Annotated in this window: 10 protein-coding genes; 7 read left to right on the forward strand and 3 right to left on the reverse strand. The window is 58.6% G+C overall.

What is annotated here, in order from left to right; genetic code table 11:
* Positions 1-78: 78 nt before the first annotated feature.
* Positions 79-1,599 carry an ABC transporter substrate-binding protein gene (locus tag PSR62_RS25150; protein ID WP_274405702.1) on the forward strand — a complete coding sequence of 507 codons (1,521 nt, stop codon included), beginning with the start codon at positions 79-81 and terminating at the stop codon, positions 1,597-1,599.
* Between the two features lie 97 nt (positions 1,600-1,696).
* Here the strand turns inward: PSR62_RS25150 and PSR62_RS25155 are convergent, their stop codons facing one another.
* Complete coding sequence (locus tag PSR62_RS25155; RefSeq protein WP_274405703.1) at positions 1,697-2,722, reverse strand: leucine-rich repeat domain-containing protein; 1,026 nt, start codon at positions 2,720-2,722, stop codon at positions 1,697-1,699.
* 53 nt (positions 2,723-2,775) lie between these two features.
* Between PSR62_RS25155 and PSR62_RS25160 the strand changes: the two genes are divergently transcribed.
* The 3 genes from PSR62_RS25160 (at position 2,776) to PSR62_RS25170 (ending at position 5,332) form a co-directional block, all read left to right on the forward strand.
* On the forward strand, positions 2,776-3,126 hold the full coding sequence (locus tag PSR62_RS25160; protein WP_274405704.1) for a CPXCG motif-containing cysteine-rich protein: 351 nt from the start codon (positions 2,776-2,778) through the stop codon (positions 3,124-3,126).
* Between the two features lie 49 nt (positions 3,127-3,175).
* Positions 3,176-3,982: a 2-phosphosulfolactate phosphatase gene (locus PSR62_RS25165; protein WP_274405705.1), complete on the forward strand. Its 807-nt coding sequence runs from the start codon at positions 3,176-3,178 to the stop codon at positions 3,980-3,982.
* A gap of 111 nt (positions 3,983-4,093) precedes the next feature.
* The gene (locus PSR62_RS25170; protein WP_274405706.1) at positions 4,094-5,332 is read left to right on the forward strand and encodes a formylglycine-generating enzyme family protein; all 1,239 of its coding nucleotides are present in this window, start codon (positions 4,094-4,096) and stop codon (positions 5,330-5,332) included.
* Positions 5,333-5,495: 163 nt separating this feature from the next.
* Here the strand turns inward: PSR62_RS25170 and PSR62_RS25175 are convergent, their stop codons facing one another.
* Positions 5,496-7,706, reverse strand: coding sequence for an acetylxylan esterase (locus PSR62_RS25175; protein ID WP_274405707.1), 2,211 nt, complete (start codon positions 7,704-7,706; stop codon positions 5,496-5,498).
* 60 nt (positions 7,707-7,766) lie between these two features.
* Positions 7,767-8,345 (reverse strand): hypothetical protein, encoded by a 579-nt coding sequence (locus PSR62_RS25180; protein WP_274405709.1) that lies wholly within the window; start codon positions 8,343-8,345, stop codon positions 7,767-7,769.
* A 77-nt stretch (positions 8,346-8,422) separates the two neighbouring features.
* Here PSR62_RS25180 and PSR62_RS25185 point away from each other — a divergent pair, with 77 nt between their 5' ends.
* From PSR62_RS25185 to PSR62_RS25195, 3 genes are read left to right on the forward strand one after another with little or no spacing between them, the layout of a single operon-like run.
* Positions 8,423-9,388, forward strand: coding sequence for a histone deacetylase family protein (locus tag PSR62_RS25185; RefSeq protein ID WP_274405710.1), 966 nt, complete (start codon positions 8,423-8,425; stop codon positions 9,386-9,388).
* Between the two features lie 9 nt (positions 9,389-9,397).
* Positions 9,398-10,015 carry an ECF-type sigma factor gene (locus PSR62_RS25190; RefSeq protein ID WP_274405711.1) on the forward strand — a complete coding sequence of 206 codons (618 nt, stop codon included), beginning with the start codon at positions 9,398-9,400 and terminating at the stop codon, positions 10,013-10,015.
* The gene (locus tag PSR62_RS25195) at positions 10,012-12,669 is read left to right on the forward strand and encodes a serine/threonine-protein kinase (RefSeq protein ID WP_274405712.1); all 2,658 of its coding nucleotides are present in this window, start codon (positions 10,012-10,014) and stop codon (positions 12,667-12,669) included. Before PSR62_RS25190 ends, PSR62_RS25195 begins: the two co-directional genes overlap by 4 nt.
* The last annotated feature ends 3 nt before the right edge of the window (positions 12,670-12,672 follow it).

Below are 12,672 nucleotides of genomic sequence, written 5' to 3' on the forward strand. Positions count from 1 at the left end.
CTGCGGGGTAGTATAACGCGTACTTGCGTTTTCAACCACGCAACCAACATCTCAACTGACGTCCCACGAGCTCCCACGATGCCTGCGAAAACTCGCCTCGCGAAGATTGAATCTGCCGATCGGGACGCGTTTCGTTCCCCTTCCGCTGACGATGCCGAACAGCATCCGACAATCCAAACGTCATCTTCGGGCCGCTCCATTGAGTCCGAAATCAACCGATCGTCCCTCTGGAAACGCCGGCAATGGTTGGCCTGGACATCGGTTGTCGGAACCGCCGTTTTGACGGGTTGCCGCGAATCCTCCTCGACCGACGAAGCCGAATCGGCGTCCATCGTTCGCACCGACGTGCCCCTGCGAATCGTTTGGACGGGAACCGATTCAGACGCCGAAACACTGCGTCGCACCTGGCAATCGATCAGCGATCAACCGCTTCAAATCACCGTTGTCGCGCCGCCGACGGGGACCGAATCGCCCCAGGATTCCACCAGCGAACCCGACCAGGAAGCATCAATCTGGGATGCCGCGGCCAAGGCTGATGTTGTCGTTTTCCCACTCAGCCAATTGGGTGAAATGGTGTCGCGGGAGCGGATCATGCCATCGCTGAAGTCTGCATCGGGAGCGAAACCGAACCCACCGGCGGTCCGGGTGGCCATGACGTTCGGACAAGAATCGCGAGCCCTCTGCTTGGGAGGCGCCTTGCCAGCCTTGCTGGTCGGCGAGAAAGCGACATCCAAGGTTCCAACGTCCTCCACGATCACCTGGGACGACCTCGAAACGCTGGCCACGGAGTTCCCGGGACAAGTCGCCGAGCCAACCGCCGAAGGTTGGGCGGGCGTGTCCTATCTTTGGCGACTCGCTTCCGTCCTCAGCGCCAGCTGGTTGTTTGATCGCGACACGCTGCAGCCGTTGTTGACTCAACCCGACTACGTCGACGTCCTGCGTCAGATGGTCGCCACGACCCAGCAGGGGCCTGAATCATTCCTGACTCCTGGCGAAATCTTTCGCAACGTCGGTTCCGGAAAATTGGTCGCTGGCATCGGGTTCCCGCAAGTTGAAATCGACTCAGTGGATGAAGATGACGAATCCGCTTCGGTCGGCAATGTCCAAGTTTCCGGCTTGCCCATCGCCGAGCCTGGTGTGGCCAATGCCGACGGCGTGATCATGGAACGAACCGGCCGCGCGGTGTTCGCGCCGCAAACACTCGCGGGATCACTCGCCGCATCCTGCCGCCAAACCGCAGCCGCCAATCAGTTTCTCAAATGGTTGGCGGGAGGCGAGGGCAGCGAGCCCTTGTACCGATCGATCCCGGGCCTGCAGCACCCCACGACCGAATCATCGATTGATGTTGCCGCCGGTGGCAACTACCAACCCTGGCTGCGATCGGCTTGGCAGAACCCCAACGTGATGCCGCCACTGAACCTGGTCGGCGGAGACCGCTACTTGGCAGTGCTGGACACAGAGATTCGCAAGTGCTTGACAGGCGATCAAACTCCTGAGGACGCTTGCGCCTCGATTTCGAAATCCTGGTCCGAACTGCACAACGAATACGGCGTGAAGAAACAAAAGCGTTCCTGGCAGCAGGCCCTCGGACTTCTTTGAATCGGCGAAAGAGAACGAGGCCGCCTACTTGGAAGCCCGTGGATCCAGCCGCTGAAATGGCTTCACCATTCAGCCGACCGCCGAGACATCCGGCAGCTCAATATTCGAAACGTTGAAGGTTCGGAAACATCGCTTCGAGTTCCTTCGCGGGAGCCTCTTCCAAACCGAGATTGGTCACGAACAACGTTTCCAACTCTTGCAGTGGTTCCAGTTGCGGCAGGGCATCCGGTGCCACACTGGTCTTGCCCAAGTGCAGCAACTTCAAATGAGGCAGCGAGACGATCACCGGGATGGCTTCTTCGGTGATCGCTGGGCAGTTGTCGATGTTCAGGATCGTCAGGGAGGTCTTGCCTTCGAAGGCCTTCAAAGACTCGTTGTCAATTTTGGTCAGCCAAAGGTTGATCTTCTCCAAGCCTTCGATTTTCGCAATCGCCGGCATGCCCTGGGGACCGAAATCCGTTTCGGCCAATTCGAGGTCCTTCAATGGCAGCTTCGAAATCGGGTCAAATGCTTCGCCAGTGATTTGAGTGCCTCTCAGGTTGAGCTTGGCCAGCTTCGGCAAGGATGAAATGGATTCCAGCACTTTGTCCGTGACCGGCGAGTTCATCAACGATGCCTCCCGGAGTTCATTCAATTCTGCCAGAACGCTCGCTCCTTCGTCCGTCACGGACGTGTCTTGAAACGTCACCGCGACCAACGCTGGCAAACCGGAAATCGTTTTGGCTTTCGCATCGTCGAACGATGTGCCATAAACTCGCAGACGCTTCAGATGGGGCAATGCCGCCAATCGCAAAACCATTCCGTCGGCCCAAGCCGCAGCGGGCAGGAACAACTCGCTGACCGTGCTGGTGTTGGACAACAACTTCACCGCGTCATCCAAATCGGACTCGGCCACTTCCCGCAGGTCAACGACCACGACATCATCGCCTCGCAACTTGGTTTTGGCACCCGCAACACCATCCCAGGCCGAGGCCAAACTCTCGCCCGCCGATTCACGACTGTCCGATGGGCTGTCAGCCGGAACAGGGATGCTCTTGCTGCTGCTGACGCCGCACCCGAGCGTTCCAATGAACAGGCTACCGACCAGCAAGCTTTGTGCGAGCCGAACTTGTGAGAGATTCATCGGAACTCCGCTGAAGTGAAATTGAGAAACAAAAAATGGACTGGGATGGAATCATGAGCGACCACGACTCCGACGAACTCGACGATTCGCCTCCCATGCCCGGCGAGGAATCCGCCATCGATCCCGTGCCCGAATGGCAACAGTTGCTGAACGACGACCCGCTGCCTCAGGAGGAGGACTGGGACGCGTCCGAGTCAGCATCCACGGACGCAGATCTGGACGGCGCCTACGTCTGTGACAACTGTGGCGAGGAAATCGTGATCCCGCTGGACATCGCCGCTGGACGCGACCAACAGTATGTCGAAGATTGTCCGGTGTGTTGTAGCCCGAGCGTGATTCATGTCCATTTTGACGATTCCGATCATGCGAATGTGTGGGCGGAAGCCGAACAAGACCGCTACTGATCGACTCAACACACCGCCCCACTGAAACCATCCCCTGATTTCAACCAACATGAAAATCGAAACTTGGCTGACGCCCAACGCCGCTGGTGAATCCGAACGAACGCGTGCCTCGGTCGTCGTGGTCATCGACGTATTGCGAGCCACCACGGTCGCAACCACCGCGCTGTCCGCGGGCGCCAAATCGATCACGACCTGCGGTGAAATCGAAGAAGCTTTCGCGATGAAGACCGCCGCCGGCCCCGACAACGTGCCGCTGCTGTGCGGCGAACGAGGCTGCCAGCCGATCGTGGGATTCGACCATGGGAATTCCCCCGGTGAATACTCGCCGGCCGGCGTCAGTGACCGCGAATTGGTGCTGACGACGACCAACGGAACCGCCGCGATCCAGGCCGCTGAAGATTGCGATCACATGTGGCTGGCCTGCTTCGCCAACTTGTCCGCAGTCATCGACCGCTTGGTTCGGTGGCATTCGGCCAACCAAGATCAAAATGCATTCGTGAGAATTGTCTGTGCGGGGACCAACGGCTGCGTCACCACCGAAGACGTGCTGTTGGCCGGTGCCATCATCGCGATGTGCCACCAGCGGCTGGCCGATTCCCCCCGCTTTTACGATGGTCCGATCGAGCTTTTGAACGATTCAGGTGCCCTCGCGCTGTCGGCTTGGCAACACTGCATCACACACGACGGTGTGAACAGCTCCGAAACGCTGGCCGAACGGCTGAAACTGACCCAAGGAGGCAAAAACCTGATTGCCGCCAACTACGCCGGCGATTTGGTGGATTGTGGCAGCATCGATGTCTTTGAGCTGGTCCCCACCAGGGACCAGCGGGCCCCCGCTCGGTTTGTGGCGGGCTGATCCAAGACCACATTCAATGCAAAAACGCATTCAGTTTGCTTGCTATTTCGACTAAACTGGCGGGGTGTCGAAAAGACTTCCGATCCACTCACTTGTTCCATTTGTCACGCCATGACGTTTGATTTGAAACGCTCTCTCCGCCCGCTCGGCATCGCAGCCGTCTGCTCGATGGCAGCTGGGTCGATCCTTCCACCGGGCACCTCCCATTCGGTGCACGCCCAAGAAGCCGCGGTGGAAACCAGCCCAGCGGCAACCGTTGGAATCGCCAGCGAAAAACCCGCCGCAGGCCCCTCTGTGGACCTGGGCGATGGTCGCTTCATGGTCCCTTACACTGAAAAAATCCCCGGCACGGACATCTCCTTCGAGATGGTCCCGGTTCCCGGTGGCACCTACACGATGGGCAGCCCCGCAGACGCCGACCCACGTGTCGAGGACGAAGGACCAACCGTGGAGATGAACGTCTCACCGATGTGGGTCGCCAAAACCGAGACGACCTGGGCGATGTACAAGGAATACATGCGTATGTACGCCGTGTTCAAGTCCTTCGAAGCCGATGGTGTCCGCACCGTCGACGATTCCAACATGGCCGATGCGATCACCGCGCCAACGGAGTTGTACGACCCTTCGTTCACGTACGAGTACGGCGAAGAGCCCGAACAACCTGCCGTGACGATGACTCAGTACGCTGCCCAGCAGTTCACCAAGTGGCTCAGCCTGATCACCGAGAATCAGTACCGATTGCCCACCGAAGCGGAATGGGAATACGCCGCTCGAGGCGGCACCAAGACCGCTTACAGCTGGGGCGACAGCCCCGACGACATCGAAGACTACGCTTGGTACTTCGACAATTCTTATGATGGCCCCGCTCACGTCGGCACCAAAAAGCCCAACCCGTTTGGCTTGCATGACATGCACGGCAACGCCGCGGAATGGACCGTCAACGAGTACACCGAAGACGGGTACGAGTGGCTCAAAGAGTCCCCTGTCGACAACGCCATCGACGCCGTTCGCTGGCCCGAAAACCCGTGGCCCTGTGTCGCTCGCGGTGGCAGTTGGGAAAGCGATCCACCGGAACTTCGCAGTGCCGCTCGCTTGGCTTCCGATGACGATGAATGGAAGAACGAAGATCCGAACTTCCCCAAGAGCCCCTGGTGGTTCACGGACGATCCTTCCCGCGGAGTTGGTTTCCGCTTGTTCCGTTCACTCGAACCACTCGACCGCGAAGCGCTGAAAAACTTCTGGGAGCCCACCGCACCAGAAACGGTCGACGATGTTCAAAGCCGCATCGATGGCGGTCGAGGCGGCTGGGGACTGGTCGACAAGGACCTGCCCGAAGCTGCCGCGGAATGATCCTTCGCCGCCATTCAATCACGCTGGCGTGAGCTTCACGCCAGCCGCACCAGGCCCGAGTTCACTCGGGCCTTTTTTCATGCGCCCAGCAAACCTGTGCTGAACGTCCTCACCGCCGGGGCCAGCCAGGCACGCTGCCTCGCCCACGACGACGAACGGAAAATCACTCCCTTTCGAGAGTCTGAATTTGATCCGAGGCGTCCCGAGCTTGATAGATCGCCTTCGTGGTTGCCCACGCTTCGCCACTGGAATCGCGAATGGTCAGGGCATACGGAGCACGCCAGGCGGCCAGAGCATCCACGTCGCCGTACTTCACGATGCCAGGGACGAAGCTTTCGTCGTCCTGGTGACGCAGGTCAGCGAACCGGAAACCATTCACATCAATCACAGCACTGGTCAGAAACGGTCCCGCGATCGCCGCCGCAGGCAACGCGTAAGCTGCGGCGCCTTGGGGTGCCACCAACGTCACCCCACCGGGTGAGTTCTGAAACGCGGCGATCACCGCCAAAACATCCCCGCAGCGTGTCGCCGGCAGCGGCCGGTTGTAACCGTACGTGAAGGCCGCCGAGGCTCGTCGCGGCTGGGGATTCGTTCGTTGTTTGCCAGCCTCCGCATCCGTGGTCATCGAAGCGATGTCGATCACGATGACGGTTTTGGATTGCTGCAGTTGTTTTGCCAAAGCATCGGACCACTCGGGTTCACCTGCTGCTCCTTTGCCGGTTGACTGAACCCATAGAACCGTTCCGGGCAGGGCAGTCTCCTCCGCCGATTTCGCGATCCATTTTCGAATCGGAATCTCACGCCGGCGATCCCGATCGACCACCACTCCCGAGACAACCGTCGCACCTGATTGATGCTGGACCGGCTCCGAGAATTTCACTGCCACGCCGGAGGCCTCCGGCAGGGGCAGATCAAACAACGTCGCCAGGGCAGGGCGGATGGTTTCATCGAAACCCGATGCCGTCGCTGACTGCCCAAGGCAATCTGCAAGCAATCGCTCGTTTTGTTGATCCCACCAGCTCAGGATTGACTTTTCATGCTGGGGACCTCGCTGCGTGGGTGCCGGGTGCTTGTCGTCCCAGACCGCACCTTCTTCGTCGGTGATCGCAGGATAATCGGTCTCGACGATCGGTGTCTCCAACCCGAGCCCCAAATGCTCGTTCATCCATCCGTACATGATCCGGCGGGTCACATAGTTGTAGTTGTGCTTGAAATGCACCAACGATTCGCACAACACATTCTCAGGTTGATTCATCATCGAATACAGTTGCTTCAGTTCGGGATACCCGTCCGACATCATCTTGATCGTCCAGTCATCGGCCGCCGTCATCCCCATGGGCTTGGGGGCCATCAAAGCGGCCAACTCCACGTTGCCCGTGCCAATGCGAAGCAAGCATGCATTCTCGCAGGCGCAACCACCTTGCATCGAGGTCGACACCATCCCGTTGGGAAAGCTGGCCATGATTCGCGGTTCCAACGCATCCAACAAAATCGTTTGAGTCCCGCCGCCGCTTCCACCGGTGACCGCCAAACGGCTTGGATCCACATCCTCAAGCGAGGCCAGGAAATCGAAAGAACGCAGCGCGTTGTAAGTCTGCAAGCCCAGGATGGATTGCAACCGGGCGTCGGCCGAGGTGCTAAAAAACAACTCGGGGTCCGATCCTGCCGGCACAAATTCTTCGTCGCGGGTTTCATGACGACGGTGAGCGAGCGCGTGGCTGAGCTGCACGGAATCGGCGTAGCCAACCATGTCAAAGATGAACGACACACATCCCATTCGAGCCAATGTCGCACAGCGGGCCAACTTCGGAAGACTGCCGGATTCCATGTACAATTCGTCGCCATTGGCGATCAACGACTTCATCCGGTCGGCATCGTTTCGCATCATCCGACCGCCGTGCCCGTGCGGGCACAGAACGGCAGGTCGCTTGCCGTCCGCATTGAGCCCACGGGAAACGTTTTCACCAGCCGGACGAAACAACAACCCTGTCACAAAGTGGCCGGGCAAACTTTCAAAGTAGACCTTTTCAACCTGAAACCCCTCTCGCTTCACAACCGAATGAATCGTGGCTTGGATCGCTGGTCGCGGCAACATTGGATGCAGGCCGGTCGCCATCGCGACGCGCGTTCGAAGTTGCTCCGCCCGAGATTCCCACTGCTCCAGTGACTCTGGAACTGCAAACGGGAAGTGCCCGTCCAGTGTTTTAAGATCGGGCAGATCCTCCGAAGCGGCCGTTTCTTCCTGCTTGGTTTCCTCTGCTTGCACGTCGCGCAGCGAGGCTGCAGAAACCAATACCATTCCGGCGAGCAGAACGGCCAAGCCATTCCCAAACACCGAGTGCGGGACGTATTTCTTCATCGGATGGGTTCTCATGGAGATCTCTTTGGTAGGAGGGGTGCTGAAACAGCGGAGGGGGGGAGAGTGCTTTGAATTCTAAGCTTCCAGGACCGACGCGATGCGATTTCGCATCCGTCCGACGGTCGGAAACATCGCGACGACACCGACCAAGGCGACCACGGCACACATCAAATTCACGGGGGACCGGGCCAAAAACATCATCACCAAATTGATCACGGCGGTGCCCTCCAACATGGCTTGCCCGATCAATCGAGCCGTTTGGTCCGTCTGACAAAATCGACTCAGTGGCATCGGCATTGGCTCCCGTTCAGGCCATTGCGACCAAGTGCGAGCGGATGCAACCGCTCCTTCGGCGGCTTTCAATCTTGTGGCCGCTGACGATCGCAACATCGCGGGAACCAAAAACGCCAACACCGTGTTGAACACCAACGCCGCCACACCGATCAAGACAAAGAGAGTTGAATTTCCTGCGGGTGCGTCGGTGTTTCCAATCACCCCCAAAATCACTCCGATGAAAACACATCCTGTGGCCAGCCCCAAGGTGACCACCATTCCTTGAAAGGCCCAACCTGCCAAAGTCATGCCTCGCGAATCCATCGCGGAATGGGCGTCGGGGTTGGTGGCTGCTGAAGCGTCGTTGGAGATTGGATTCATTCGTCTTGTCGAGTGCGATAAGGTGGTTGTGTGCAGCCCCGTGCTGCACTTGAAACAGATTGCTGCGTTGAAACAGAATGTCGAGGACGCAGGACCAAGTTTACCTCTCAACCAACTCGCTTGCATTGCGTCTGTATTACACCGATCACTTTGACCTGCCTTTGCCTGACGGCCACCGGTTTCCGATGGCCAAGTATCGTCTGTTGCGTCAAAGGGTGGCGGAATCGGAGCATCATCGCGATGACGTTTTGATCGTCCCCCAAGCCGCCACGGACGAGGAACTGCTGACCTGTCACACGCCGGATTATGTGCAACGGGTCCAAACGGGAACCCTGACCAAGCAAGAAATCCGGCGAATCGGATTCCCTTGGTCCTTGCCAATGGTCGAACGCTCGCGGCGAAGCACCGGGGCCACGATCTCTGCCGCACGAGCGGCCCTCGCCGAAGGAATCTCCGCCAACCTTGCCGGCGGCACCCACCACGCCTTTGCGGCCGCCGGGGAAGGCTACTGTGTTTTCAACGACGCCGCCGTGGCCATCCGAACCTTGCAAGCCGAAGGCCTGATTCAGCGGGCCGCGATCATCGACCTGGACGTTCACCAAGGCAACGGAACCGCATCGATCCTGAAGGATGATCCCAGCGTTTTCACCTGTTCCGTGCACGGGGTCAAAAATTTCCCGCTGCGGAAAGTGCCCAGCGACTTGGACCTCAGCCTCCCGGACGGGACGGCGGATGAAGACTACTGCCAGGCATTGCAGATCGTTCTGAACACACTCCAGAAACACCAATCTCAATCCGGTCAATTTGAGTTGGTCATCTACTTGGCTGGCGCCGATCCATTCCAGAATGACCGGTTGGGGCGACTGTCACTCACCATGGAAGGGTTGCGTCAACGCGATGAGATGGTGCTTCGGTGGTGTCGTCAAAACGAATTGCCGGTGGCAATCGCCATGGCCGGGGGTTACGCTAGTGAAGTCACTGAGATCGTTGATATTCACTCCCAAACCTTGCATGTCGCCAAAGTTTGGTCACTGTCCCGCTGAGCTTCTTTGATGTCGTCGATCACGCAAATCCTACAAAGTAGTCAAAAAGGTGACGCGGCCAAAACCGACCAGATGTTTTCGTTCCTGTACGATGACTTGCGTCGGATGGCAGGTCGATTCCTGCAATCGGAACCGCAGCGGGAACGCCTGAGCAGCTCCTCGCTGGTGCACCAAGCCTATGTCCGGATGGTCGATCAAGACCACGTGGACTGGCAGGGGAAAACGCATTTCTTTGCCATCGGTGCCACCGTGATGCGTCGCATTCTGGTGGACCATGCTCGACGCACCCACGCCCAAAAACGCGGGGGCGGCTGGATTCGACGCCAGCTGGACGACGAAGTCACCTTTCTCCTGGATCAGGATGACGACGTCGTTGCTCTGGACGAACTGTTGCTGCAATTGGCGGCCTTGAGCCCCAGGCAAGCTCGGGTGGTCGAACTGCGATTCTTCGGCGGCTTGGGCATGAAGGAAATCGCCGCGGAACTCAACCTGGGACTTCGGACCGTCGAAAAAGAATGGGCGATGGCTCGCGCCTGGATGCGTCGCGAACTCCGCGACCCAGAGGATGAGGCCAATGCCTCCACCGCCGACAACGCCACTCCCGACGAAAAATCCCCGACCTCATGATGGATGCGGATCGTTACCAGCGTGTCCGTGACCTGTTCTGGGAAGCTGAAGAGATCGCAGAGGACGCGCGGGAAGAGTTCGTTCGCACCCAAGCGTCCGGGGACGAAGAACTGGTTCGCGAAGTCCTTTCGTTGCTCTCCGAACACGATCCCGAAGCGGCTCGAGCGGAAGGCACTGCGGCTCGAAAAACGCCCGGAAACGGTTTGTCGCATTTCGGACAAGGGCTTCCCACACCACGCGAAACCACGGAATCGGAAGTGGTACGTGCAATCCGCTCCATGGCAGACACGTCCTCGGGTTCCACGCCAGATTCGGTGTCCAATCTCGACGGCCCACCACCATCCAGGCCCCCTGCATCCAACGGTGTTCGTGAGAGTCACACGGTGCACTCCGCGCAGCGCACTCATGCGATGCCGCGTCACGATGCCGATCGTCCGCAACCCGCTCGCGGGCGACATCGAAAGACGCTGACCTCCATCGGACCGATCGACCGAGCCCAACAGTACAACTGGTTGGTTTGGCTTCTTACTGCCACCACCATCGGTTGCATCTGGTTGGTAGCGGCTTGGGTCGACCATCGACATCGGCAACAGCAGGAACTGTCCGCCCAACGATCGTTGTCGCTGACACTCGACCTCTCCACCCTCCAAGTCGAGCAGCTTCTGCGTCGCGACAAACAGTTTGCAATTGATTTGGCGGGGCACCCCCACGTTCGAGAGGCAATCCGTTCCCTCACCGGTGACACCTCAACGGCACTGGATCCCGACGAAGCCGATCAAATCCACCAGAAACTCAACGCCTCCGTTCAAGATTTGAATTCGAAATTGCCAGAGCGGAATCCTCCCGAGCTGCCACCATTCCAAACACCGGACGTCGTCTTTTTCAATCGAGAACTGCAACCACTCGCACTGATTTTTCCCGACGGAAGCCACGGGTCACTGAACGCTCAAACGCTCGCTCCACTTCCTCCCGACGGTGCAGCCGATTTGGCCCGAGCACTCAGCGGACGAACCGTGCTGCATGCTCCCGCTCCCCTGGCAAGCTTGCTCGGCAAAGCTCTGGCCAACGAATTCAACGCGTCAGGATCCACACCATTGGCCTGGATCGTTCCTGTTCATGATCGCTCGCCAACGAAGACCAACTCAGAAACCAACCTGCGTTCCGAGGTGCTTGGAGCAGCCGTTGTCATTCCACCGAACACCAACCGCTGGCTGAACGACTCCCTGTCCTCGATCAGTCGCGTTCAGGATGTCGACGCATACTTGGTTGATCGGGATGGATTCATGCAAACGTCCAGCGTGAACCTGCCCGACAAAATTGCTCCGTCGCAGGGAACTCCATTCCGAGTGACAGAGAGTCCCAACCCATCGGAAGCCAAGGAACGAGTGGATCGCTTCCTTGCCCAACTCGATCGCTTGACTGAATCAGCTTTGCTCGATGGCGATCACGAATCGACTTTCCATCGCACGGTCTACCCGCTGACCATCGCAGCGGCTTCGGTTTCTCACAGCCCCGAACCTCAGGTTCATGGCCAGCTTTACCGAACCTACACCGGCAAGTGGTGCATCGGTGTTTGGCGATGGCTGCCAGAATTTGGGCTTGGCTTGATCGTGGAAAGCGATTCTCAGCAAGAGGCCTATCCGTTGGCGTCGACCTGGCCGTGGGCGCTGCTTCTGTCGCTTGCCTCGATTGCTCCGATCTGGCTTGCCAAGCGATTGTCCAAGGGCCCGGCCCCCTCCGCGCTCAAGCAACCACTGGGGCGGTACAACATCCACGAGGAACTGGGTGCCGGCGGCATGGGCGTCGTCTACCGAGCCAGCCACACCGAACTGGGACGAGAAATCGCACTGAAAGTTCTGCGGGTCGATCGGCAAGACGACGACGATCATCGACGCTTTGACCGCGAAGCCCGCTTGGCTGCGAGTCTGTGCAGCCCTCACAGCGTGACCATTTACGATTACGGTCGCAATGAACACGGGGAAGCATTCTGCGTCATGCAGTTGCTGGAAGGTTTGACCTTGTCGGAAGTCGTCGCTCGCAGTGGTCATCAAGCCCCCGGCCGAGCCATTTGGATTCTGCGACAGGTCTGCCAAGCCGTCTTGGAAGCTCATTCCAAAGGCCTGATGCATCGCGACCTGAAACCGCAAAACGTCATGCTCAGCTTCGACACCATCGTGGGGGATTGGGCGGTGGTGTTTGACTTTGGATTGGCGAAGCCTCTCGAACCCAACCAAGGTGTCTTTCAAACCGCTGAAACAGTTTGGGCCGGAACTCCCATGTACATGGCCCCCGAAAGGTTCCGGGCTCCAGCGGTCATGGACCCCCGAAGTGATGTCTATTCACTGGGTTGTGTCTTATACTTCTTGTTGACAGGTCATCCGCCGTTTGCGGAATGCGACCCCGAATCCATGTTCGCTCTGATCCTGACGCAGCAACCGCTCGAAATCGAAACGCATCGCGGCGAGCCGATTGACTCGGAGCTGAATGCGTTGGTCCAAGCGTGCATGGCCAAGGACAAACACGACCGAGTGGGATCGGTCGCGGATCTGATCCAGCGTCTGGATGCGTTCGCCCCGCGGTATCCCTGGACGCAAGAAGACGCACGCCAATGGTGGCAACGTCATGCCGATGAAGAACTCGCCAAAAAGCTTTGAACT

Origin of the sequence: Rhodopirellula sp. P2 (genome assembly GCF_028768465.1) — a bacterium.
Taxonomy (GTDB): domain Bacteria; phylum Planctomycetota; class Planctomycetia; order Pirellulales; family Pirellulaceae; genus Rhodopirellula.